This is a genomic window from Phycicoccus duodecadis (genome assembly GCF_002846495.1).
Classification (GTDB): Bacteria; Actinomycetota; Actinomycetes; order Actinomycetales; family Dermatophilaceae; genus Phycicoccus; species Phycicoccus duodecadis.
Map to the genome: position 1 here is coordinate 2050786 of NZ_PJNE01000001.1, position 21888 is coordinate 2072673.

The window sequence follows — 21888 nt, forward strand, 5'->3', positions numbered from 1 at the left end:
CGCGCTCAGTTGAGCTCGGGGTCGGACGGGAACCACGCCACCCAGCGCAGCGGCTCGGGCTGGCGCCGCAGCACGCGCCGCCACAGGCCGCCGGGGCTGTCGGTGAAGACGTCGCCGCTCTCGGGGTCGACGACGTACCAGGAGCCGGTGTCGACCTCGTCCTCCAGCTGCCCGGCCGACCAGCCGGCGTAGCCCGCGAAGATGCGCAGCGCGGCCACCTCGGGAGCCACCAGGGGCGGCGGGGTGTCGAGGTCGACGAGCGCGACGGCCCCGAAGAGCCGCCGCACACCCGCCGGCTCGGGCGAGTCGCCGGGGACGGCGACCAGCCCGAGCGCGGAGTCGAGCTGCACGGGGCCACCCTGGAACATCGTGGCCGGGCGGCTGGCGTGCTCCTCCCAGCCGGGCAGGACCGCGCCGATGTCGGCCTCGATCGGGCGGTTGAGCACGAGCCCCTGCGCGCCCTCGTCGCCGTGGTGCAGGACGAGGACGACGCTACGCCGGAAGACACCCTCCTCGATCGCCGGAGTGGCGACCAGGAGCCTGCCGGTGGTGAAGGGCGCGCTCACGCACCCATTCTGCCCCCGCGCCCGGACGGCCGCCCGGACCTCGGGGAGGAACCCTGCGAGCGCTGGGGGCGCCCGCCGGCGGGCGCCCCGCGTCGGGGCGGACCACCGCGGCGACCCTTGGTGGGGCTGCCCTCGATGATCGGGCGCCAGACCGAGTCGGGCACCGGGACCCCGGCGGGGACCTTGCCGCCCATCCCGAGCACCGTGGCGTCACCGGGGAGGACGCGTGTGGTCTGCGCCTCGGCGCCGGCGTTCTCGATGATGCGCGTGACGATCTTGCGCTGGTGCGGCAGCGCGATCATGACGACCGCTCCCTGCTCGCCGGCGCGGGCGGTACGGCCGGCGCGGTGCAGGTAGTCCTTGTGGTCGGTGGGCGGGTCGACCTGGATGACCATCCCGATGTCGTCGACGTGGATGCCGCGCGCGGCCACGTCGGTGGCGACCAGGACGGGCACCTTGCCGTCACGGAAGGCTCCCAGCACGCGGTTGCGCACGTTCTGGGTGAGGCCACCGTGCAGGCCGGCCGCGAGGACGCCCCGATCGCGCAGCTCACCGGCGATGCGCTCGACGCCCAGCTGGGTGCGGGCGAAGATGACGCTGCGGCCGTCGCGCCCGGCGAGCTCGGCGGTGAGCTGCTTCTTGTTGTGCGGGTCGACCAGGAGCACGTGGTGGCTCATCGTCGTGATCGAGGCCTGGGCGTCGTCCGTCGAGTGCGTCACCGGGTCGACGAGGTACTTCTCGACGAGCGCGTCGACGCCCTTGTCGAGGGTGGCCGAGAACAGGAGTCGCTGGCCGCCCTGCGGGACGGCGGCGAGGATGGCGGTGACCTCGGGCACGAAGCCCATGTCGGCCATGTGGTCGGCCTCGTCGAGGATGACGACCTCGATGCCGCCGAGGTCGACGGCGCCGCGCTCCATCAGGTCGACGAGGCGACCCGGCGTGGCGACGAGGAGGTGCACGCCCTTCTGCAGGCTCTTGATCTGCGGCTCGTAGGACAGGCCTCCGGCGACGAGCCGGTGGGTGATGCCCGTGACGTGGACGAAGGGCTCGAGGGCGTCGCTCACCTGCATCGCGAGCTCGCGGGTCGGCACGAGGACCAGGGCCCGGGGCCGCTTGGGCTGCGGGCGCACGCCATCCGCGAGGCGGGCGATGGTGGGCAGCCCGAACGCCAGCGTCTTGCCGGAGCCGGTCTGGCCCCGGCCGAGGACGTCGCGGCCCGCGAGGGCATCGGGGATGGTGGCGGCCTGGATGGGGAAGGGCTCGGCGATGCCGTCGCGCGCCAGGCGCTCGACGAGCAGGTCGGGGACGCCCAGGGCGGCGAAGCCGTTGTCGGCGGTCACCTCGCGCGGGCCACCGGCGGCGGCGGACCGGTAGGTGGTCCAGCTGTCGGCCTCGGCGCGTTCGGCCTCGGCGTCCTCGAAGCTGCGGGGGCGCTCGGCGTCGTCGCGGAAACGGTCGTCGCGGAAACGGTCGGCGTGGCGACCCTCGTGGCGGTCGCGGCGCACGGGGTCGGCGACGCGGGGGGTGTAGTCGCGCACGGGGCGGTCGCCGCGCTCGCGGCGGGGACGCTCGTCATGCGGGCGGTGCGCGGGCCGGTCGTCGCGGCGGAACGGCGGTCGCTCACTGCGCGCCGGGCGGTCGTCGCGCTGGTACGACGGGCGCTCGCTGCGCGCCGGACGGTCGTCGCGCTGGTACGACGGACGCTCGCTGCGCGCCGGGCGGTCGTCGCGCTGGTACGACGGACGCTCGCTGCGCGCCGGACGGTCGTCGCGCTGGTACGACGGGCGCTCACTGCGCGCCGGGCGGTCGTCGCGCTGGTACGACGGGCGCTCGCTGCGCGCCGGGCGGTCGTCGCGGCGGAAGGCCGGGCGATCGTCGCCGCGGGCGGCGCGCTCGTCGCGCCGGCGGTCCTCGCGCGGCGGAGTGCTGCCGCGGCGGGGGTCCTCACGGTCCCAGCGGGGCGAGCGCTCGGCGCGGGGGCGCTTCGGGCGGTCGCCCGCGGGGGCCTCGGTGCGGGAGGCGGCCTGCCCGCGGTGGGGCTTCTTGGGGCCCTTGCGCTCCGCCTTCTGGGCAGCGGTCCAACGGGCCTTCGGCCCGGATGCCTTCTTGGGCATGGGGAAATTCACCTGTATCTCGTCGTGGTTCGCACTTCGGACAGACACGTCGTCAGCCGGTGGCGAAACAGCGATCACAACGAGTCTCCGGACCGTCAATGGTCCTGGGGGCGGGTTCGACCGGAGCGGTGTCACCAGCGGGCCGGGTGGGAAGGACGGGCCGCGATCTGCGGCCGGCGTGAGCGCGGCCAGGCGCCCACCACCTCGGCGGAACGACCAGTCTACCAGCGCCCGAGCGCAGCTCCAGACGCCCGGCGCCGCCGCACCAGCCACCACAGCAGGACGGCCAGCGCGACTCCGGTGAGGTCGGCCAGCACGTCGAGCGGGTCGCTCGAGCGGTGCGGCAGCAGCGCGCCCTGGACCACCTCGCTGACCACGGCATGGGCCGCCAGCAGCCCGACGACCGCTCGGGGGGCGAGCCCGGCCGCGAGCCCCAGCAGGGTCGGCACCAGGAACAGCAGCAGGTGGACCACCTTGTCGGCGTTCGGGAACGGCTCCACGCCCGGCGCCCGCGGGGCGTAGAGCACCACGAACTGGACCAGCACGGCGAGCACCAACGCCCCGAGCAGGATGCGCCGCCGCCCGCGCGCGACGGGAGTCGGCGCCGTCATCCGACCGGGTCGACGGCCGGGCGCGCGCTGGGGTCGGGCAGCTCCGGCGCGGGCGCGGTGCCGGCGGCGAGCACGGCCTTGCGCACCGCCTCGGCCACGACGGTGCTGACGTCGGGGTGGAACACGCTGGGGATGATGTAGGTGGCGTTGCGCTCCTCGTCGCTGACGACGTCGGCCAGGGCGTCGGCCGCGGCCAGCAGGACCTCCATCGTCACGTGCTTGCTGGCGGCGTCGATGAGCCCGCGGAAGACACCCGGGAAGACCAGCACGTTGTTGATCTGGTTGGCGAAGTCGGAGCGGCCCGTGGCCACCACGGCCGCGTGCCGGGCCGCGAGCTCGGGGTCGATCTCGGGCGTCGGGTTGGCCATCGCGAACACCACCGAGTCCGGCGCCATCGACGCGATGTCGGCCTCCGTGAGGATGTTCGGCGCCGAGACGCCGAGGAACACGTCGGCGCCCCGCAGGGCGTCGGACAGGGTCCCCGTGACGCCGTCGCGGTTGGTGTGCTCGGCGATCCAGGCGTGGTTCGGGTGGTCGCCCGACAGCACGTCGGCGCGGCCGCGGTGCACCACCCCGTCGACGTCGGCGACCACCACGTGCTGCGCCCCCGCCTCGAGGAACAGCTTGAGGATGGCCGTGCCCGCCGCCCCCGCGCCGCTCATCACCAGGCGCACGTCCTCGAGCCGCTTGCCGACGACCCGCAGCGCGTTGCGCAGCGCCGCGAGCGCCACGATCGCGGTGCCGTGCTGGTCGTCGTGGAAGACGGGGATGTCGAGCTCCTCGCGCAGCCGGGCTTCGATCTCGAAGCAGCGGGGGGCGGAGATGTCCTCGAGGTTGATGCCCGCGAAGCCCGGCGCGATGGCCTTGACGGTGCGGATGATCTCCTCGGTATCGGTGGTGTCGAGGCAGATCGGGAAGGCGTCGATGTCGGCGAAACGCTTGAAGAGCGCGGCCTTGCCCTCCATCACCGGCAGGGCCGCGAGCGGGCCGATGTCGCCGAGGCCGAGGACCGCGGTGCCGTCGGTGACCACGGCCACGGTGTTGCGCTTGATGGTGAGGCGGCGCGCGTCCTCGGGGTTGCGGGCGATCGCCAGGCAGACCCGCGCCACCCCCGGCGTGTAGATGAGCGAGAGGTCGTCACGGGTGCGGATCGGCACCTTCGACTCGACCGTCAGCTTGCCGCCCAGGTGCAGCAGGAAGGTGCGGTCCGAGACCTTGCCGATCTCGACGCCGTCGAGGGTGCGGACCGTCTCGACGATCTCCTCGGCGTGGTCGGGGTCGCGGGTCAGCATGGTCACGTCGACCCGCAGGCGGGTCTGTCCGGAGCCCGTGACGTCGAGGCCGGTGACGACCCCGCCGGCCTTCTCGATCAGGCTGGTCATCTCGCTGACGGCTGTGGGGCGCGCCGGCAGCTCGAGGCGGACGGTGACGCTGTTGGCGATGGAGGGCGCGGCAGGCATGGGTCCAGTCAACCGTGTACCGGGAGGTAGCCCGAATCGGCGTCCGTCGTCAGGCGCCGGTGGCGGCCCTACAGTGACCCCATGGTCGACCACGTGGAAGTGATCGGCAGCGGTTCCGCGAGCGCCACGCCGGACGTCGTTGCCGTCGACGCGCGGGTGCAGGTGGAGGCCCGGGACGTCGCCGGCGCCCTGTCCGGGCTCGCCACCCGGCTGACCGCCGCCCTCGCCGCGGCCGCCGACCACGGGGTCGCCGAGGCCGACCGCCGCACGACGTCGATGGGCGTCGTCCCCCGGTGGGATGCCGAGGGCCGCACCGTCACCGGCTACCAGGCGTGGCAGGTGGTGCGCCTGCGGGTCCGCGACCGCGACCGCACGAGCGACGTCCTGGCCGCGGTGGCGGGTGCCGCGGGCGACGCGCTGGGGGTCGACGGCATCTCGCTCGAGGTGGCCGACCTGGCGCCCCTGCTCGAGCGGGCCCGTGCGGCGGCCTTCGCGGACGCCCGGGCTCGCGCCACCCAGTACGCCGGTCTCGCGGGGCGCGACCTCGGGCCGGTGCTCGCGGTCGTCGAGGCCCCGGACGGCGGCTCGCCCGGCCCCCGCGCCACGCTCGCCGCGACGACCCGGGGCGCCGCGATGCCGGTCGAGGCGGGCGAGTCGGCCGTGGTCGCCAGCGTGCTCGTGCGGTTCGCGCTCGGCCCCGCCTGACCGCGACCGCTACCGGCCCGACCCGGCGCGCCCTTCCGGGGCGGCGGCCACGCCGGCGCCCGTCGCCGGAGCGGCCGCGGAGCGCCCGTGGCGCAGGGTCAGCCGCACCCGGTCGCCGGTGACCACGATGGCGAGCCACCCCAGCCCGAGCAGCCAGCCGGCCACGACGTCGGTGAGCCAGTGGTGCCCGAGGTAGACCCGCGAGAGCCCCATCGCCAGGATGAACGCCACCGCGACGACCACCACGAGGGTCCGCTGCCAGGCCCGGGTCGACGCCACCAACAGGAGGTAGGCCGCCGCCCCGACCAGCACCGTGGCGTTCAGCGTGTGGCCCGAGGGGAAGGACGGCGAGGTCTCGAGCGGCGGCACCGCGAGCGTCACGGGGGGCCGGGCCCGCCCCACCAGGTCCTTGCCGAGCACCGTCATCGCCAGCGAGCCGGCGGCGGCTACGGCCATCACCCCCACGGGGCTCCACGAGCGCCGCAGCAGCACCAGCAGCACGGTGACGACGAGCACGAGCACCGGCATCCCGGCGGTCCCGCCCAGGTCGGTGAACGCGGTGACCGCGGCATCGCGGGCCGGGCTGCGCAGGGCCACCGCGGCGTCGAGGACCGGCCGGTCGAACACCGCCAGGTCCTCGTTCTCGGTGACCGCGTCGTAGACCTGGGCCGCGAGCAGGTCGACGCCCAGCACGACCACGCCGCCCACCACGACCGTGACCACGAGCGCCAGGTTGCTCCTCCCCCAGCGCTCCAGGGGGCCCAGCCGATCGAGCGCCGCCGCCAGCACGGCCAGCAGCCGACGGCCGGCGCGGGTGCGCCACTGGGTGAGGTCGCGCCCCCCGATGGTGGTCTCGGGCGAGGCGGGTGGGCGCGGGTCGGGCGCGGGAGCAGGGGTCACCCCCGCAGTGAACCACCGAGGCCCGCCCCCGCGGTGCGCGGAGGCGGGCCTCGAGGGCGGACGCGCGGGAGTGCACCGATGGTGGAGGTGGCGGGAATCGAACCCGCGTCCACTGACGGAACACCAGGGCTTCTCCGGGTGCAGTGCGCTACGGATTTTCTCGGCCCCAGCGCTCGCGCGCACACGTCCGCTGACAGGCCCAGCCGGGTGAGAGTCCCGCGCCGCCCCCCGACGAGACGACGCAGCAAGATCCCTAGATGACGCTGGTTACTGAGTCAGGATCGAACTCAGGCCAACGGACTTCGGAGCTCGCTCAGGCGGCGAGGGCGAAGTCGGTGCGCTTGGAATTGGCACCTATTGGTTTGCACGGGTCGTTTACGAGATAACCGTGCGTCCTCGACCCGCTTCCCCATGGCCCACCGGCCAATGTCGAAACCGATCACCCCCGTGAGGGGGTCACTCCCACGCTGTTGAGTTGTCCGCGACACCGGGACCTCACGGCCACCGGTGATGCCAGTATGCCCTTCAACGCGGGCGTGGCCGAACCGATTCCTCGGCGCGCGGCGCCGGGGACCACCGTGGATCTAGTCCTTGTCCTTGCCGTGGCTGGCCGGCGTGGGGGCGAGGGCCGGCACGACCTGGGTGGGGGCGGACTTCTTCTTCTGCTGGCCGGCGGGCAGCGTGCCGGTGACGTAGCCGTTGCCGAACCCGTTGGCCTTGCCCTTCCCCACACCGTTGCCGTAGGCGTAGCCCTTGCCGCGGTGCTCGTCCTGCGTGATGCCGGGCGTGGAGTCGACCGGTGGCGGCGGGGTGGGCTTGGTCTTGGGCGGGCGCGGCGGGGTGGGGGTCGGCTTCCTGGGCGGCTTCGTGGGCGTGACGGCGGGCGTCGTGGGCTTCACCGGACGCGTCGGGTGGGCCGTCGGTCGGGGCGGCTGGGCCGTACGCCCGGGCGGCACGGCGCCCCCACGCGACGGGATCCCCGACGAGACGGGACGGACGTCGACCCCGGTCCCGACCTCCTCGACGGTGGGTGTGTCACTCGTGGTCGGGGTGGGGCGCACCGGGACCGGGGTCGTGGCGGGCGGGAGCGCCGTCGGCTCGTGGGGGGTCCGGGGCGTCGGGGGTACCAGCGGGACCGCCAGCGGGCCGATGGGCGCCTTCTGGATGCCCTGGGCGATGGCCTCGGGGTGGGTCAGGAACTCGTTGAGGATGCTCAGGCTGGTGGGCTGGAGCACGAGGGCGCCCGCCACGGTGGCCAGGGCGGCGCAGGCGACAGCGCCCGTCTGCAGCGCGTTCGTGCGCGCCGAGACGGTCCGGCGAGTCCCGGGCCGAGCCATGACATCCACAGTAGCCGCGGGGCGTCGGTCCTCCACATCGTCCGAAGGGCCAACGTCCGGGGTCCCCGGGCCCCGCGCCGGCGGCCGGGCGCGGCGTAGACCGGCCCTTCCGGAGCCGGTGCCGGCCCCGTCGACACCGCTGCGACGCGATCCCCCCGAGGCGTCCGACCCGCGGATACGGTGGAACGGTCATCGCATCCCGCGGATGCGCCTCATGAGCGGACGGAGAGCACGATGGGTCTCGGAGACAAGGTCGAGAACATGAAGGACGACGTCGTCGGCAAGGGCAAGGAGGCGACCGGCAAGGCGACCGACAACGAGCGTCTGGAGGCCGAGGGGAAGACCGACCAGGCCACGTCCGACCTGAAGCAGGCCGGCGAGAACGTCAAGGACGCCTTCAAGCACTGACCACCCCCTCCCGGCGTGGCCGGGGAACCACGAACGGGTCGCCCCTCGGGGCGGCCCGTTCGGCACGTGCGGGCGCCGACGTCGCCTACCAGCTACCGCCGGACGAGCCACCGCCGCCGCCGCCCGAGAAGCCGCCGCCGCCACTGAAGCCCGAGCCGCCGGACGAGCCGGGCGTCGAGACGAAGGTGCCCGCGGCCATCGTCGAGAACGAGTCCATGCTCGAGGCGACGTCCGAGAAGCCGCCGTCGCCCCACGACCCCGCGTACCACCACGGGCTCGGCATCACGTGGCCGGCCGCGGCGGCCGCCGTCGCCACCTCCTCGAAGACCGAGGCCCACCGGTCGGCAACCCCGAAGACGACGGCGTAGGGGAGGTAGCGGCTGAAGACGTCCTGCGCCTCCTCCCAGCGGATCTGGTTCGCCTCGGCGGTGCGGAGGTAGCGCTCGAAGCCCCGCGCCTGGGCCAGGACCGCCGAGCCCTCCGCCGTGCGCGCCGCCATCCGGCCACCCAGCGTGCGGATCACCAGGCCGCTGACGAGCAGGCCGCCGAAGAGCACCCAGGCCGGGTTGACCGGGAAGCCGGAGTCCGCGAACAGCGACGACGCGGCGCCGCCGAGGAAGAAGAAGCCGACCACACCGAGCCCGGCGACCAGCGTGCCGAGACCCACCCACCCCGACCGCTGCCGCTCGGGGCTGCGCCGGAACCAGCCACGCGCGACGACCTCGTCGTACATCGAGCGCTGCACCGCCTCGAGGGTGGGCTTGAAGTGGTTCTTCAACGATGACAGCCGCACGCTGCCCTGCCCCGAGAACAGCCCGTCGAGCAGCTGCTGCTCGTAGCCCACCAGGGGGGACGCGGTGGCCGGGGGCGAGGTGCGGGTGAGCACCCAGTCGTCGGAGCGCAGGACTCCGCGGTCCTCGCGGCCCAGGGTCAGGTGACCTCGTACGGCGAGGTCGACGATGGTGGCACTGACGTCGACGACGTTGGCCTCCTCGTCGATGACGGTGCCGACCATCCCCGGCTGCACCCCGGGCGGCGGGGTGAACTGGACGGCCACCGTCGGCTGGGGGCCGCCGGTGACCACCGGCGCCTGCTGCCCGAGCCCGGGCGACAGACCCGGGGTGAGGCCTGCGTACTGCTCGTCGCGGCCGCGGGTCCAGACCAGCAGCCCCATCAGGGCCGCGGCCAGCAGCGGCAGCAGCACGCCGGTGCCGACGGCCAGGCCCGACAGGGCCCGCGACACCGCCGGCGTCACGGAGCTCTGGCTGCTCGCGTCGGGGCTGCCCTGGCGCAGGTCCGGCGCGAGGTCGCCGAAGGCGTCGCGCGGGAACGAGGCGACGACCGACGCGCCCTCGCCCGCGGCCAGGTCGGGCACGACGTAGCTCGCCTGCTCACCCGCGCTCGCCTCGCACGGATCGGTGGCCCCGAAGGAACCGTGGAAGCACGCCGCCTTCGTGACGGCGGCCGGGCCGGTGACGCTCGCGCGGACGTCGAGCTGCGGGAAGTCGTTGGACGTGTCCACGACGTCGTAGTACACCTCGGCGGTGCCGTCGCCGATGTCGTTGACCAGGTGTGCGAGCCGGTAGCGCACCACGTAGCGGGCGGTCCCCGACACCGTCTCGGACGGGCTGCCGATGCGGAGGCGGCGGAAGGCGCCGAAGTCCTCGACCACGATGTCGGTGGGGGCCCCGCTGGGCGAGGTCACCTCGATGCCCGAGAGCTCGTAGTACCGGTACTCGGTGTCGCTGTTCTGGTACCCGGCCCGCACCCGCACGTTGCGGTAGATGCCGTGTCGGTCCTCGCCGTCAGGGAAGCGCCAGGTGATCTCCTCGGTGACCACGACCGAGCCGTCCTGCTGGGCCTCGATGCTCGTGTGCAGCGAGTCGGCCTGCTCCTGCGCCGGGAGCAGCGCCGCGGGCACGGCCCGGGCCGGCAAGCCGCCCCAGGAGCCCACGGCATCGCTCGCGGTCGCCGTCCTGGTGACGCCGGCGGCGGCGGGCGCGGCGGCGGCTGAAGGCGCGGCCGCGAGCATCCCCAGGGTCAGGAGCAGGCCGGTGACGGCCCCGGCGCCACGGCGCAGCCCCCCGCGCACGAGCGGCACGTCACTGCTCGCCGCGGCGACGGGCGGCGATGGCCCGGTCGGCCTCGCGGTTGTCCTGGCGCTCGCGCAGGGCGTGCCGCTTGTCGTAGTTCTTCTTGCCCTTGGCCACGGCGATCTCGACCTTCGCCCGGCCGTCCTTGAAGTAGAGCGACAGCGGCACCAGGGTGTGGCCGGTCTCGCGGGTGGCCGCCAGCAGCTTGTGGAGCTCGCGGCGGTGCAGCAGCATCTTGCGCCGGCGCCGCGGCGTGTGGTTGGTCCAGGTGCCGTTCAGGTACTCGGGGATGTGCACGCCCTCGAGCCACAGCTCGTCGTCGCGGTCGAAGCCGGCCCAGCCGTCGACGAGGCTCGCCCGCCCCATCCGCAGCGCCTTGACCTCGGTGCCCATCAGGACCAGGCCCGCCTCGTACGTGTCCTCGATGAGGTAGTCGTGACGGGCCTTGCGGTTGCTCGCGACGAGCTTCTTCCCGGTCTCCTTGGCCACGACAGTGCAGGCTACCCGTCCCGGCCGTCGGTACCCACTCCGGACGCCGCCCGCGGGGGCCAGGACCCTCAGGCCCTCAGAGCCACTTGCGCGGGTTGACGAAGTCGCCGTTCTCCAGCACCTCGAAGTGGAGGTGACAGCCGGTGGAGTCGCCGGTCGTACCGCTGTAGCCGATGAGCTCCCCGCGGCCGACCGAGCCCCCGGCGATGATGCGGCTCAGGTGGTTGTACGTGGAGGCCAGGCCGACGCCGTCGACGAGGCCGTGGTCGATCACGATCCGGTTGCCGTAGCTGTAGGTGTAGCCCGCCTGGATGATCGTGCCGGGCGCGGCCGCGTAGACCGGCGTCCCGCAGTCGACGGCGAAGTCCATGCCGCTGTGCAGGCGCCAGACGTGGTAGATCGGGTGCAAGCGCATCCCGAACTCGGAGCTGACCCAGCCGGTGCGCACCGGCCGGCTGAGGTAGCCCGTCGACGTCGAGCTGCCGCCGCTGCTTCCGCCCGTGCTGCCGTCGGAGGAGCCGCCCGTGCTGCCCCCGCTGGAGCCCCCCGAGCTGTGGTGACCCTTCGCGGCCTCGGCGGCCCGGCGCCTGGCTTCGGCGGCCGCCCTGGCCTTGGCCGCCGCGGCGGCCCGGGCCCGCGCGCGGGCGGCGCGCTCGGCGAGGACCTTCTTCAGCCTGGCCTGTTCGACCCGCATCGACGAGAGCTGGGCCTTGTCGGCCGCGACCTGGTCCTCGTAGGCGGTGGCCGCGCGCTGCTGGCTGCCGGCCAGGGCCTGGAGGTCGGCCTGGGCCTTGGCGGCCGCGGCCTGGGCCTGGGTCGCCCGCGCCAGCGCGGCCTCGGCGGCCTTCTTCTTGCGGTCGGAGTCGACCCGCAGGGCGGTGAGGTGGTCCTCGAGGGCCGTCAGGTTGGCCCGCTCGGTGGTGAGCCGGTCCATCGTGCTGCTCTGCACGTCGAGCACGGTGTCGACCATGGCGAGCCGGTCGGCGAACTGCTGCGGCTCGGTGCTCGAGAGGGCGACGTCGAGCTGGCCGAAGCCCTGCTCCTGGTAGATCTGCGCGGCGAACTGCGCGATGCGCTTGCGGCCCGCGGCGACCTCGTCGGTGGCCTTCTCGAGGTCGCTGCGCGCCTTGGCCTCGTTGGCCTGGGCCACCTGCAGCTGCTGGGCGGCCGCCGCCTTGGCCTGGTCGGCGGCCTGCGCCGTGGCCTGGGCCTTCGCGAGGACGCTGCGCGCCGCGGGCAGCTTGTCCTGGGTGGCCTTGAGGTTCTTGTAGGCCGTGGCCAGCGCGGCGCTGGTGTCGTCGAGGTGGTTCTTCAGGGAGTCGATGCGCTGGTCGACGAGCTTCTTCTGGGCTCCGGGGTCGGGCGTGGCCGGGGCCGGCAGGGCCGACCCGAGGACCATCCCGGCGGAGCACAGCAGCGCCGCGCCGGCCCCGACGACCCGTCGAGGGGCGCGCCGAAGAGTGCGGTCACGACGTCCCATGGTCACCATTGGTAACACGAATCACAGGAGTTTGCCCACCCCACGCGCGAAAGACCCGGAAACCCGGCGGTCACCCCTGCATCAGCAGGTTCTCAGATCTCGCGGCGCAGCCGCAGCCGAACCGGTCAGACCCGCAGGTAGCGGCGCAACGTGACCAGGCTGGTGGCGACGGCGATGAGCAGCACGCCGCCGAGCATCCACGGGGCGAGCAGCCACACGTCGGAGACGCCGATGAACGCCTGCGACAGTGCGATCCGGCTGGCGCCCTCGGTGAAGACGTACTGCGTGAGGCCGACCAGCAGCCCCACGGCGAGCACGACGCCCGCGGCCGAGACGATGACCATCTCGGACACGAACGGCATCCGGATGGTCCAGTTCGAGGCCCCGACCAGGCGCATGATGCCGATCTCACGACGCCGGATGAAGGCCGCCTGCCGGATCGTCGTGGCCATCAGCAGCGCGGCACAGGCCGCCATCAGCGCCGCGAGCAGCACCGCGAAGATGGTGATCCAGTTGATGATCGTGAAGAACTTCGACAGGACCTTCTCCTGGTCCTGCACGGTCGCCACACCGGGCGCGTTCTCGAACTGGGTGGTGACGACCTCGAACTTGGTGGGGTCCTTCAGCTGCACCCGCAGGCTCTGCGGGATGTCGCCGACCTGCACGTTGCCGGCGATGGGGCTGTTGCGGAACTGCTGCTTGAAGCGTTCGAAGGCCTGCTGCTCGGACTCGTAGAAGACCTCCTTCACCTCGGGCAGCGCCTCGAGCTGCGCCTGGAGGGCCGCCTTCTGCGCGTCGGTGACGGCCTTGCCCTCGCAGTTGGGCTGCAAGGAGTCGGCCGTGCAGAGGTAGATGGAGACCTGGATGCGGTCGTACCAGTAGCCCTTCATGGTGTCGGCCTGACGCTGGGCCAGCAGCCCCAGGCCGAGCAGGAACATCGACACCATCGTGACCAGCACGACCGAGACGGCCATCGAGACGTTGCGACGGAGGCCGGAGCCGACCTCCGAGGCCAGGAAGCGTGCCTGCATGTCAGTCCTCCTCGGTCTCGTCGGCGCTGCGGTGGTAGGAGCCGCCCTGCTCGTCGCGGACCACCCGCCCGTCCTCGAGCTGGATGACGCGACGCTTGAGGTCGTTGACGATGTCGTGGTCGTGGGTCGCCATGACGATCGTGGTGCCGGTGCGGTTGATCCGCTCCAGCAGCCGCACGATGTCGAGGCTGATGGCCTGGTCGAGGTTGCCCGTGGGCTCGTCGCACAGCAGGATCTGCGGGCGGTTCACCACGGCGCGGGCGATGGCCACGCGCTGCTGCTCACCGCCGGAGAGCTGGTGCGGGAAGCGCTTCTCCTTGCCGGCCAGGCCCACCATCTCGAGGGTCTCGGGCACCAGCTGGCGGATGGCGTGCCGCGGCTTGCCGATGACCTGCAGGGCGTAGGCGACGTTCTCGTGCACGGTCTTGTTGGGCAGCAGCCGGAAGTCCTGGAACACCGCGCCCATCTCGCGCCGGAGCCGGGGCACCTGGCGCATCGGCATCCTGCCGAGGTCGTGGCCCGAGACCAGGACGAGCCCGCTGGTGGCGGCCTCCTCGCGCAGGGCGAGGCGCAGCATCGTGGACTTGCCCGAGCCGGAGGGGCCGACGACGAAGACGAACTCCCCGCGCTCGATGCCGACGCTGACGTCGTCGACGGCGGCGCGCGTCGACCTCGGGTAGACCTTCGTGACGTTCTCGAAGCGGATCATGCGGGTGGGGTGGCCTCAGGCTCGGGTGCAGGGACCGCGGCGGAGCACGGCAGTGTCGAGGATAGGTCGGGGACCCGGTGAACGCCGTGAGCCCGCCCCCGTCGGCGCGTTCCGGCGCCCGTCACCCGCGGCGGACGGTGGGCAGCTCGGGCTCCTCGACACCCAGCACCGCGCGGAAGGTGCCGGCCAGCGCGGCCGCGGCCCGCCGCGCGTCCTCCGGGGGCAGGAAGGGCCCCTGGGCGACGTCGTCGGGCCAGAACCGCAGGAAGTCCTCGCCGTCGGTGGCGGTGGGCGAGTGCCAGCCGAGGGCCTGGATGGCCTCCACCTCCTCGCGCGACCACGGGAACGGGCCGCCGAGCCGCTCGGCGCCGGCCCAGTGCCCGCGCAGGTGGTCCTCGACGCGCACCAGGCGGGCCGAGGGCGAGCCGGGGCGGCGGCGGGCGCCGACCAGCCAGCGGAACCGGCGGCCGAGGCTCGCCCGGGCCAGGCGCGCGTGCCCGGGCGGTGCGGCCACCTCCACCGACCCGCCGTCGGGCAGGCTCAGGACGGCGCCGACGAGGTGCTGCTCCCAGGCCGCCCAGGTCGTGGGGGCCGGGTCGCCGGGTGAGGCCGGGCCCACGCTCAGGCCTCGGCCTTCTCCTGCGCGATCCGCCAGCGGATGCCGGTCTCGATGAAGCCGTCGATGTCGCCGTCGAAGACGCCGGAGGTGTTGCCGACCTCGTGCTCGGTGCGCAGGTCCTTGACCATCTGGTACGGGTGTAGCACGTACGAGCGCATCTGCTCGCCCCAGCTGGCCTTGACGTCGCCCGCGAGCTCCTTGCGCTCGGCGGCCTCCTCGGCCTTCTTGAGCAGCAGCAGCCGCGACTGCATGACGCGCAGGGCGGCGGCGCGGTTCTGGATCTGGCTCTTCTCGTTCTGCATCGACACCACGGTGCCGGTGGGCAGGTGGGTCATCCGGACGGCGGAGTCGGTGGTGTTGACCGACTGGCCGCCGGGGCCGCTGGAGCGGAAGACGTCGATCTTGAGGTCGTTCTCGGGGATCTCGATGGTGTCGGTCTGCTCGATGAGCGGCACGACCTCGACCGCGGCGAAGCTGGTCTGGCGGCGTCCCTGGTTGTCGAACGGGCTGATCCGCACGAGGCGGTGGGTGCCGGCCTCGACGCTGAGGTTGCCGTAGGCGTAGGGCACGTCGACCTCGAAGGTGGCCGACTTCAGGCCGGCCTCCTCGGCGTAGGAGGTGTCGAGGACCTTCACCGGGTAGTGGTGGCGCTCGGCCCAGCGCAGGTACATCCGCATCAGCATCTCGGCGAAGTCGGCGGCGTCGACGCCCCCGGCGCCGGCGCGGATGGTGACGACGGCGGCGCGCTCGTCGTACTCGCCCGACAGCAGGGTGCGCACCTCGAGCTCGCCGACGGCCTTGCGGACCCCGACGAGCTCCTTCTCGGCCTCGGCCAGGGTCTCGGCGTCGTTCTCCTCCTGGCCCATCTCGACCAGCGCCTCGAGGTCGTCGATGCGCGCGTCCATCCCGGTGATGCGGTCGTGCTCGGCCTTGGCGCGGGATAGCCCGGAGGTGACGACCTGCGCCTTCTCCTGGTCGTCCCAGAGGTGGGGGTCGGAGGCCTGCCGCTCGAAGTCGGCGATGGTCGCCTCGAGGCTGCTGAGGTCGGTGACCTCGCGCACGGACGACATCGTCGCGCGGAGGTCCTTGAGCTCCTGGGTGAAGTCGGTGGCCACGAGGGTCAACCCTACGGGAGAGCGTCCGGTCCCCCGGCCGCCGCTGCGGCGCGGGCGGGGACGCTGCTCAGCGCGGGACGATGACGCCGTCGACCAGGACCGGGGACGACGAGGTCGGTCGCAGGGTGAGCGTCGACACCGACCGCGTCGACACGTTGCCGAGGCGCAGCGAGGCACCGGTGCCGGCGATGCGGGTCTGGGTACCGGCCCACAGCCGCGACCCGGTCAGGCGGGTACCGCCGGACACGGTGAGGCGGCGGTCGTCGACGACCGTGGAGACGCAGGTGATCGTGCTCCAGGACCCGATGTCGCCGGCGAGGCCGCGGCCGCGCACGGCGTAGCAGGTGGTGCCGCCCACGCTGGGGGCGATGGTCCGCGAGAGCGCCGAGCCGCGGGCGGTCGTCACCGTCGCCCACGCCCCGAAGGGCTTGCCCTGGGGGGCGAAGTGGGCGCGGACGTCGTAGGAAGCCATCCCCGAACCCCCAGCGTCCGAGACGGTCCACGACAGCGCGGCGCTCCGGGCCAGCAGCGTCGGGTGGAGCGCCGCGAGGCTTGCACGGGGCCCACGCCCCTGCGTCGACGCGGCATCGGGTCGTGAGCCCGCCGACGGCGTCGTCGGGGGCGCCGCGGGCTTGGTCAAGCGTCGGACAGCGGGTCGGCCCGTGGCTAGGCTCGCCACGACCGCTGCAGGGAGGTTGTCGATGTCGCGTGCGCTCGCCATGGGTGCTGCCACCGCCGTGGCGTGCCTGGCCGCGCTCACCGCCTGCACCGGCTCCCCCAGCGGACCGTCGTCGGGGGCGCCCTCGGCGTCGGGCGCCGGGTCCTCGTCGACGTCCCCGTCCGGGGGCGGCTCCCCCTCGCCCACCGGCTCCCGCCCCCCTTCGGCGACCACGGCGCCGAGTTCGTCCAGCTCCACCGACCCGCGCGCGACCCCGGTGCCGACCGCTCCCCCGGGCTCCTCGAAGGTCGTCATCGACGTGCTGGCCCAGCTGCGCGACGCCGGCAGCACCTCGGGCGACGGCGGCATCGGGGCGGCCCGAACGTCGGTGGGTCGGGCGACGCGTGGCGGGGTGACCGGCTGGTTCGCCGACGCGATCGTCTCGGTGAAGCCGGCCGCGTCGGGTGAGGCCTACGCGAGCGCCCAGTCGGCGACGCCCACCACGCTGCGGGTGCCGGTCGCCGGCACCTATGAGTACGACTGGCACGTCACGTACTCCGTGGCGGTGGTCGCACCCTCGGGCGGCGGCGACGGCGAGAGCATCCATGCCACCAGCACCGTCGACCCCGGCCTGTTCAGCGACTACGGCCAGGAGACCACGGTCGACCTCACCGTCGGGGCCGGGGGCAGCACGAGCTCGGCGAACGGCTTCGGGCGCCGCGGGCGCTTCGTGGCGAAGGCCGGCGACCCGGTGCAGGTGAGCCTGGCCGCGACCTGCACGGTCGACGCCAGCGGTGCCCCTCGGAACACCTCGTGCCGGTCGTGGGTGGGCTTCGACCGCTTCACCATCCGGCTCGTCGCCCCCTGATCCGTCGCCTCCTGACCCGTCGCCGCCTCAGGGCGTGACGACGTCGGAGCGGGCGCTGGAGACGACCGTGATGCGGATGCTGACGCCGAGGTCCGCGAGCGCGGGGCCGATCATGGGCAGCGCGGCCCGGCCGGTGAGCGCGACCACGGCGGTGCGGCCGTCGGGGCTGCCGGTGCCGGGCGCGAGCCGCCATCCGAGGATGGAGTCGGGCCGCTCGACGCTCTCGACGTACTGCGCGGCGCGCTGCCGCACGGAGGCGTCGCTGAGCGGCACCACGTCGCCGACGCCCTGCTGGTAGGCCGCGTCGTCGAGCGCGTTCGCCGCGGCGAGGGCGGCCCCGTCGGCGACGTCGAGCATGCGCATCCGCGAGAGGTGGGCCGAGGTGACGGCCACGGTGCCGGCGATGAGCACCATGGCGATCACGGCCAGCCCCAGGATGTAGAGGCTGATGGTGCCGCGCTCGTCGCGCGGGGCGCGGCGGGTCGGCCGCGGGCCGGCGGCGCTCACGGCAGGACCCGGAAACGGTCGACGGTCGAGACCTGGCTGGCCGACACCGGGATGCTGGCGGGCACGGCGTCGCGCACGAAGGCCGGCACCAGCGGCAGCGGGACGCGGACCGTCGCCGTCGTGCGGACGCGCCCGTCCGGCCGTAGGCACGGGGTGCCGTCGCAGACCAGCTCGAGGGTGCCGACCTCCTCGAAGCGGTGGTCGGCGAACGCGACGGCCGCCGCGGCCCGCGCCCGGGCGGTGGCGTCCTGCCCCGCGTCGGTCGTCACGAAGGCGCGCCCCGACTCGCGCGCGGCCTGGCTGACCGCGAACGCCCCCGCCTGCACGCGGGCCAGGGCCATGACGAGGTAGACGAGCGGGACCAGCAACAGGACGCCCAGGGTCACGAACTCGACGACGGCACTCCCGCGCTCGTCGCGGCGGTGCGCCCGCGGCGTGGTCGGCGGTGTCACTGGTCCTCCTCGAAGGCCCGCCCCACGACGTCGAGCGAGCCGTCCGGCCCGAGCAGACCCAGCACCGGCACCGGCGCGACGACGCGGACCTCCACCACCCGTACGCCGTCGAACATCGACTCTCGCGAGGTCACCGAACGCGCGTAGCGGGGTGACAGGGACGCGCTGACCAGCTCCTCGGTGCGCCGCACGGCCGCCCCCGGGACGGCGTCCGCCCGCGCGCCGTACCGAGCACCCTCGGCCGCACACGCGATGAGGGTGTTGCGGGCGTGCAGCGCCAGGCCGAGCTGCACCACACCGAGGAAGATCGCGAGCAGCAGGACCGAGACCATCGAGAAGTCGACGACTGCCGCGCCCGCCTCGTCCCGGGGGACGCCGGACACGTCGGTCAGCCGCCCACCGAGGCCAGGGCGCTGCGGAACATCGCGACGAGCTGGTCCTCGGCCACGGCCCACAGCGCGGTGACGAGCGCGGCCGTCATCAGGGTGATCAGCACCCAGCCCGGGACGTCACCGCGCTCGCGCCGGCACGAACGGTCGGTCGGGTGGACCGCAGCGGCGCGGGACTGCAGCAGCAGGCGGCGGGATCGGGTCATGGTCGTCCTTCCATCGGTGGTCACAGGGTGAAGCGGAAGAAGCTGAAGCCGGGGAAGACGGCGAACAGGACCGTGACGGGGAGGATCAGGAAGACCACCGGAACCATCATCACGATCTCCTTGCGCCCGCCGGCCTCCATCAGGGAACGCCGCCCCTCCTCCCGGACGTCCTGCGCCTGGGCCCGGAGCACGTCGGCCAGCGGCGTGCCGCGCTCGACCGCCACGACGACCCCGTCGACGAACCGGCGCAGGCTCGGCAGGCCGGTGCGGTCGGCCAGCCCCTGGAGGGCACTGGGCAGGTTGGCCCCGGCCCGGGCGTCGGCCAGGCAGCTGCGCAGCTCGGTGGCGAGCTCGCCCTCCGAGAGCCGGCAGACCCGCTCGAGGGCCCCGATGGCGCCCTCGCCGGCGCCCACCGAGAGGGCGAGCAGCTCGGCGATGGTGGGGAACTCGGCCAGCATCCGGCGCTCGCGGCGGGTGGCGCGGCTGCTGAGGAGGTAGTCGGCCGCGGCGACGCCGAGCCCGAACCCGAGGCCGGTCAGCAGGAGGACGGTGACGACCGAGCCGTCGCGGGTGAGCGCCGAGAGGGTGCCGAAGGCGGCGCCCGCCACGGCACCGGCCACCCCCCACAGCACCTGCTCGGCGCGGAAGCGGTCGACGTCGGGGCGCAGCCCGGCCCGCAGCTGCCGGCTGCGGACGGACGCGGCGCCGCCGAGCACCCGCTCGACCCCGCGGGCCAGGTCGCCGAGCACGGGGACGGCGACGACCGAGAGGAGGCCCCGCGCGGGGCCGTCGCCGAGCAGTGCCGACGGGCGCGGGGTGTCTCGCAGGTAGGGCAGGACGCGGGCGGCCAGGCCGGGGCGGCGGTTGCGCGGCAGCCCGGCCCACATCAGGAGCAGGCCCACGCCGGCCACCAGACCGAGCAGCGCGCCGTCGCGGCCGAGGTCGCTCATCGCAGCACCCGCTGGTCCTCGGGCAGGCGGCCGAGGCGCACCATCAGCCAGTAGGCCCCGGCCGTGACCGCGCCGCCCACCAGGAGCACGGCCGCCCCGAGGGGGCGCGAGTAGGCGGCCACCGACTCGGGGTTGGTCGACAGCATCGCGAGCACGAACCACGGTGCGGCGGTCGCGAGCCGGGCCGCGTTGACCGTCCAGGACTGCCGGGTCTCGAGCTCGGCCCGGGTGCGGGCGTCTTCGCGCAGGAAGACCGACAGGGTGCGCAGGAGCCGCCCGAGGTCACTCCCCCCGACCTCTCGGGCGATGCGCAGCGACTCGACCAGCCGGTCGCCGACCGGGTCGCTGAGCCGCTCCTTGAGACGGTCGAGGCAGTCGGAGAAGCGGCCGGTCAGCCGGTAGTCGTCGCCGAAGCGCCGGAACGGCTCGCGCAGCTCCTCGGGGCCGCGCTCGCCGAGCTGGGCCAGCGCCTCCGGCAGGGCCATCCCGGCGCGCACGGCCGAGGTGATGTTGTCGACGGCGTCGGGCCAGAGGTCGCGCAGCGCCGAACGCCGCCGGCGGGCACGCCGCCGGACCAGCGCCACGGGGGCGGCCGCGGCCATCAGGGCGAAGCACAGCGCGATCGGCAGCACGCCCACGGTGAACCGCACGATGGCCAGCACCAGGACGAAGGCCACCACGCACGCGACCAACAGCATCCGCAGGGTCAGCCCGGCGAAGCCCGCCTGCACCACGTCGTCGGCCAGACGGGCGAACGGGCCGGGCATCCGCGGGCGGCGGCGCTCCCCCGGCTCGGGGACCCAGCAGCTCCACCAGATGAGGAACAGCCCCACGCCGAGCCCGAGCCCGAGCACGACACCGGTCATGACGGATCCCGCGCCAGCAGGGCCGCGAGGTCGAACCCGGCGCGCTCGAACCGGTCGGCGTGCGGCGGGAAGCCGTCGGCCCGCACCAGCTCGCGCCCGCGCCGGACGAAGAGCTCGGCGATCTCGACGACGTCCTGCTCGGCCCGGCCGGGGACGGCCGCGATCTCACGCACCGTGCGCCGGCCGTCGCGCTCGAGGGCGGCGTGCACCACGAGGTCGACCGACGCCGCCACGGTCGGGACCACGAAGCGGGCCGACACGTTCTCGCCCGCCAGCAGCGGGAGCGTGCACATCTTGGTCACGGCCTCGCGGGCGCTGTTGGCGTGGATGGTGCACATGCCGGGCAACCCCGAGTTCAGAGCGATGAGCAGGTCGAGGCTCTCGGCCTGGCGCACCTCGCCGACGATGATCCGCGAGGGGCGCATCCGCAGCGCCTCCTTCACCAGGCGGCGCAGCGGGATCTCGCCGGTGCCCTCCAACGAGGGCTGGCGGCACTGCATCGCGGCGACGTCGCGGTGCGGGATGCGCAGCTCGAAGACCTCCTCGCAGGTCACCACCCGCTCGCGCGCCGGCACCGAGGCGGCCAAGCAGTTCAAGAGGGTCGTCTTCCCTGCTTGCGTCCCGCCGGCGACCAGGATGTTCAAGCCCGCCACGACCGCGGCCTCGAGGAAGCGCGCGGCCTGCGGGGTCAGGGTGCCGAGCCGCACGAGGTCGTCCATCGAGTCGGCCTTGACGACGAACTTGCGGATGTTGACGTACCAGTCCTCGCGGGTGATGTCGGGGATGACCACATGGAGGCGGCTGCCGTCGGGGAGCACGGCGTCGACGAACGGCGAGCTGAGGTCGACCCGCCGGCCGGAGGACTTCAGCATCCGCTCGACCAGGTCGCGCACCTGCTCGTGCGTCAGCAGCGTCGTCGTCAGCTCGGCGACCCCGTCGCGCGCCACGAACACCCGCGACGGCTGGTTGACCCAGATCTCCTCGACGTGCGGGTCGTCGAAGTACTGCTGCAGCGGGCCGTAGCCGATGATGCTGTCCCACAGCGACTTCGACGCCTCGTCGAGGTCAGGTAGCAGCGCCATCCCGCCGTGCACCGACCGCGAGTCGTAGTCGGACACGGCATCCCGCACGAGCCGTCGCACCGCCGGCTCGTCCCGGACCGGGTCCAACCCGGACCGCCGGATGAGCTCACGGACCTCTCCCTCGAGCGTGCGGACGGCATCCATCGCTACGTCGTCCTCCCCTCTGCCCCGGACGCGTGGACGAACGCGCCTGAAGCACAGGAAACAACATTCCGGGCGTCACCGCACCCGCAGAACGCCCACCTGTGGACAACTCGTGGCGACAGTGAACGG

Annotated in this window: 24 protein-coding genes and 1 other RNA gene; 3 read left to right on the forward strand and 22 right to left on the reverse strand. The window is 73.9% G+C overall.

Features of this window, described 5'->3' with window-relative positions; all coding sequences use genetic code 11:
* Nucleotides 1–5: 5 nt before the first annotated feature.
* The 4 genes from ATL31_RS09665 to ATL31_RS09680 form a co-directional block, all read right to left on the reverse strand.
* Complete coding sequence (locus tag ATL31_RS09665; RefSeq protein ID WP_101395584.1) at nucleotides 6–566, reverse strand: YqgE/AlgH family protein; 561 nt, start codon at nucleotides 564–566, stop codon at nucleotides 6–8.
* On the reverse strand, nucleotides 563–2680 hold the full coding sequence (locus ATL31_RS09670) for a DEAD/DEAH box helicase (protein ID WP_101395585.1): 2118 nt from the start codon (nucleotides 2678–2680) through the stop codon (nucleotides 563–565). Before ATL31_RS09670 ends, ATL31_RS09665 begins: the two co-directional genes overlap by 4 nt.
* A 221-nt stretch (nucleotides 2681–2901) precedes the next feature.
* On the reverse strand, nucleotides 2902–3291 hold the full coding sequence (locus ATL31_RS16640) for a VanZ family protein (RefSeq protein ID WP_211284000.1): 390 nt from the start codon (nucleotides 3289–3291) through the stop codon (nucleotides 2902–2904).
* The gene (locus ATL31_RS09680; RefSeq protein ID WP_101395586.1) at nucleotides 3288–4751 is read right to left on the reverse strand and encodes an NAD-dependent malic enzyme; all 1464 of its coding nucleotides are present in this window, start codon (nucleotides 4749–4751) and stop codon (nucleotides 3288–3290) included. The genes ATL31_RS16640 and ATL31_RS09680 overlap by 4 nt, the downstream gene beginning before the upstream one ends.
* Nucleotides 4752–4832: 81 nt before the next feature.
* On the opposite strand from ATL31_RS09680, the gene ATL31_RS09685 reads away from it, so the two are divergent.
* Nucleotides 4833–5456 carry an SIMPL domain-containing protein gene (locus ATL31_RS09685; protein ID WP_101395587.1) on the forward strand — a complete coding sequence of 208 codons (624 nt, stop codon included), beginning with the start codon at nucleotides 4833–4835 and terminating at the stop codon, nucleotides 5454–5456.
* A gap of 9 nt (nucleotides 5457–5465) precedes the next feature.
* On the opposite strand, the gene ATL31_RS09690 is transcribed toward ATL31_RS09685, so the two are convergent.
* From ATL31_RS09690 to ATL31_RS16320, 3 genes are all read right to left on the reverse strand, one after another.
* Nucleotides 5466–6356 (reverse strand): phosphatase PAP2 family protein, encoded by an 891-nt coding sequence (locus ATL31_RS09690; protein ID WP_101395588.1) that lies wholly within the window; start codon nucleotides 6354–6356, stop codon nucleotides 5466–5468.
* A 79-nt stretch (nucleotides 6357–6435) separates the two neighbouring features.
* Nucleotides 6436–6803, reverse strand: a transfer-messenger RNA (tmRNA) gene (gene ssrA / locus ATL31_RS09695).
* Nucleotides 6804–6940: 137 nt separating this feature from the next.
* The gene (locus tag ATL31_RS16320) at nucleotides 6941–7693 is read right to left on the reverse strand and encodes a hypothetical protein (RefSeq protein ID WP_143598366.1); all 753 of its coding nucleotides are present in this window, start codon (nucleotides 7691–7693) and stop codon (nucleotides 6941–6943) included.
* A gap of 234 nt (nucleotides 7694–7927) precedes the next feature.
* Here ATL31_RS16320 and ATL31_RS09705 point away from each other — a divergent pair, with 234 nt between their 5' ends.
* Nucleotides 7928–8101, forward strand: coding sequence for a CsbD family protein (locus ATL31_RS09705; protein WP_101395590.1), 174 nt, complete (start codon nucleotides 7928–7930; stop codon nucleotides 8099–8101).
* A gap of 85 nt (nucleotides 8102–8186) precedes the next feature.
* Here the strand turns inward: ATL31_RS09705 and ATL31_RS09710 are convergent, their stop codons facing one another.
* The 8 genes from ATL31_RS09710 to ATL31_RS09745 all read right to left on the reverse strand — a co-directional run bounded on the left by ATL31_RS09710 (nucleotide 8187) and on the right by ATL31_RS09745 (nucleotide 16109).
* Nucleotides 8187–10202, reverse strand: a complete 2016-nt coding sequence (locus ATL31_RS09710) for a DUF2207 domain-containing protein (protein ID WP_245862212.1) — start codon at nucleotides 10200–10202, stop codon at nucleotides 8187–8189.
* Nucleotide 10203: 1 nt separating this feature from the next.
* Nucleotides 10204–10683 carry an SsrA-binding protein SmpB gene (gene smpB, locus ATL31_RS09715; RefSeq protein WP_101395591.1) on the reverse strand — a complete coding sequence of 160 codons (480 nt, stop codon included), beginning with the start codon at nucleotides 10681–10683 and terminating at the stop codon, nucleotides 10204–10206.
* Nucleotides 10684–10759: 76 nt separating this feature from the next.
* Complete coding sequence (locus ATL31_RS09720; RefSeq protein ID WP_101395592.1) at nucleotides 10760–12163, reverse strand: M23 family metallopeptidase; 1404 nt, start codon at nucleotides 12161–12163, stop codon at nucleotides 10760–10762.
* 125 nt (nucleotides 12164–12288) lie between these two features.
* Nucleotides 12289–13194 (reverse strand): permease-like cell division protein FtsX, encoded by a 906-nt coding sequence (gene ftsX / locus ATL31_RS09725; RefSeq protein ID WP_101395593.1) that lies wholly within the window; start codon nucleotides 13192–13194, stop codon nucleotides 12289–12291.
* Between the two features lies 1 nt (nucleotide 13195).
* Complete coding sequence (gene ftsE / locus ATL31_RS09730) at nucleotides 13196–13903, reverse strand: cell division ATP-binding protein FtsE (RefSeq protein WP_101395594.1); 708 nt, start codon at nucleotides 13901–13903, stop codon at nucleotides 13196–13198.
* 121 nt (nucleotides 13904–14024) lie between these two features.
* Nucleotides 14025–14522, reverse strand: a complete 498-nt coding sequence (locus ATL31_RS09735) for a TY-Chap domain-containing protein (RefSeq protein ID WP_101395595.1) — start codon at nucleotides 14520–14522, stop codon at nucleotides 14025–14027.
* A gap of 2 nt (nucleotides 14523–14524) precedes the next feature.
* On the reverse strand, nucleotides 14525–15637 hold the full coding sequence (gene prfB, locus ATL31_RS09740; protein ID WP_101395596.1) for a peptide chain release factor 2: 1113 nt from the start codon (nucleotides 15635–15637) through the stop codon (nucleotides 14525–14527).
* Nucleotides 15638–15704: 67 nt separating this feature from the next.
* On the reverse strand, nucleotides 15705–16109 hold the full coding sequence (locus ATL31_RS09745; RefSeq protein ID WP_101395597.1) for a hypothetical protein: 405 nt from the start codon (nucleotides 16107–16109) through the stop codon (nucleotides 15705–15707).
* 229 nt (nucleotides 16110–16338) lie between these two features.
* Here ATL31_RS09745 and ATL31_RS09750 point away from each other — a divergent pair, with 229 nt between their 5' ends.
* Complete coding sequence (locus ATL31_RS09750; protein WP_101395598.1) at nucleotides 16339–17163, forward strand: hypothetical protein; 825 nt, start codon at nucleotides 16339–16341, stop codon at nucleotides 17161–17163.
* A 27-nt stretch (nucleotides 17164–17190) separates the two neighbouring features.
* On the opposite strand, the gene ATL31_RS09755 is transcribed toward ATL31_RS09750, so the two are convergent.
* The 7 genes from ATL31_RS09755 to ATL31_RS09785 are packed head-to-tail and all read right to left on the reverse strand — an operon-like array spanning nucleotide 17191 to nucleotide 21759.
* Nucleotides 17191–17670: a pilus assembly protein TadG-related protein gene (locus tag ATL31_RS09755; protein WP_101395599.1), complete on the reverse strand. Its 480-nt coding sequence runs from the start codon at nucleotides 17668–17670 to the stop codon at nucleotides 17191–17193.
* On the reverse strand, nucleotides 17667–18122 hold the full coding sequence (locus tag ATL31_RS09760; protein ID WP_101395600.1) for a pilus assembly protein TadE: 456 nt from the start codon (nucleotides 18120–18122) through the stop codon (nucleotides 17667–17669). Before ATL31_RS09760 ends, ATL31_RS09755 begins: the two co-directional genes overlap by 4 nt.
* Nucleotides 18119–18505 carry a TadE family protein gene (locus tag ATL31_RS09765; protein WP_245862215.1) on the reverse strand — a complete coding sequence of 129 codons (387 nt, stop codon included), beginning with the start codon at nucleotides 18503–18505 and terminating at the stop codon, nucleotides 18119–18121. The genes ATL31_RS09760 and ATL31_RS09765 overlap by 4 nt, the downstream gene beginning before the upstream one ends.
* A gap of 5 nt (nucleotides 18506–18510) precedes the next feature.
* On the reverse strand, nucleotides 18511–18717 hold the full coding sequence (locus tag ATL31_RS09770) for a hypothetical protein (protein WP_101395601.1): 207 nt from the start codon (nucleotides 18715–18717) through the stop codon (nucleotides 18511–18513).
* A gap of 20 nt (nucleotides 18718–18737) precedes the next feature.
* Entirely contained in the window at nucleotides 18738–19667 is a 930-nt protein-coding gene (locus tag ATL31_RS09775) for a type II secretion system F family protein (RefSeq protein WP_101395602.1), read from the reverse strand.
* Nucleotides 19664–20533 (reverse strand): type II secretion system F family protein, encoded by an 870-nt coding sequence (locus ATL31_RS09780; protein WP_101395603.1) that lies wholly within the window; start codon nucleotides 20531–20533, stop codon nucleotides 19664–19666. Before ATL31_RS09780 ends, ATL31_RS09775 begins: the two co-directional genes overlap by 4 nt.
* Complete coding sequence (locus ATL31_RS09785) at nucleotides 20530–21759, reverse strand: TadA family conjugal transfer-associated ATPase (RefSeq protein ID WP_101395604.1); 1230 nt, start codon at nucleotides 21757–21759, stop codon at nucleotides 20530–20532. The genes ATL31_RS09780 and ATL31_RS09785 overlap by 4 nt, the downstream gene beginning before the upstream one ends.
* Nucleotides 21760–21888: the final 129 nt, after the last annotated feature.

Excerpts from the sequence above, each read along its gene's own strand:
- ATL31_RS09785 (WP_101395604.1), bottom strand. The coding sequence starts at position 21,759 with ATGGATGCCGTCCGCACGCTCGAGGGAGAGGTCCGTGAGCTCATCCGG.
- ATL31_RS16320 (WP_143598366.1), bottom strand. The coding sequence starts at position 7,693 with ATGGCTCGGCCCGGGACTCGCCGGACCGTCTCGGCGCGCACGAACGCG.
- ATL31_RS09745 (WP_101395597.1), bottom strand. The coding sequence starts at position 16,109 with ATGGCTTCCTACGACGTCCGCGCCCACTTCGCCCCCCAGGGCAAGCCC.
- ATL31_RS09750 (WP_101395598.1), top strand. The coding sequence starts at position 16,339 with ATGTCGCGTGCGCTCGCCATGGGTGCTGCCACCGCCGTGGCGTGCCTG.
- ftsX (WP_101395593.1), bottom strand. The coding sequence starts at position 13,194 with ATGCAGGCACGCTTCCTGGCCTCGGAGGTCGGCTCCGGCCTCCGTCGC.
- ATL31_RS16640 (WP_211284000.1), bottom strand. The coding sequence starts at position 3,291 with ATGACGGCGCCGACTCCCGTCGCGCGCGGGCGGCGGCGCATCCTGCTC.
- ftsE (WP_101395594.1), bottom strand. The coding sequence starts at position 13,903 with ATGATCCGCTTCGAGAACGTCACGAAGGTCTACCCGAGGTCGACGCGC.
- ATL31_RS09685 (WP_101395587.1), top strand. The coding sequence starts at position 4,833 with ATGGTCGACCACGTGGAAGTGATCGGCAGCGGTTCCGCGAGCGCCACG.
- ATL31_RS09780 (WP_101395603.1), bottom strand. The coding sequence starts at position 20,533 with ATGACCGGTGTCGTGCTCGGGCTCGGGCTCGGCGTGGGGCTGTTCCTC.
- ATL31_RS09770 (WP_101395601.1), bottom strand. The coding sequence starts at position 18,717 with ATGACCCGATCCCGCCGCCTGCTGCTGCAGTCCCGCGCCGCTGCGGTC.
- ATL31_RS09705 (WP_101395590.1), top strand. The coding sequence starts at position 7,928 with ATGGGTCTCGGAGACAAGGTCGAGAACATGAAGGACGACGTCGTCGGC.
- ATL31_RS09670 (WP_101395585.1), bottom strand. The coding sequence starts at position 2,680 with ATGCCCAAGAAGGCATCCGGGCCGAAGGCCCGTTGGACCGCTGCCCAG.
- ATL31_RS09680 (WP_101395586.1), bottom strand. The coding sequence starts at position 4,751 with ATGCCTGCCGCGCCCTCCATCGCCAACAGCGTCACCGTCCGCCTCGAG.
- ATL31_RS09720 (WP_101395592.1), bottom strand. The coding sequence starts at position 12,163 with ATGGGACGTCGTGACCGCACTCTTCGGCGCGCCCCTCGACGGGTCGTC.
- ATL31_RS09775 (WP_101395602.1), bottom strand. The coding sequence starts at position 19,667 with ATGAGCGACCTCGGCCGCGACGGCGCGCTGCTCGGTCTGGTGGCCGGC.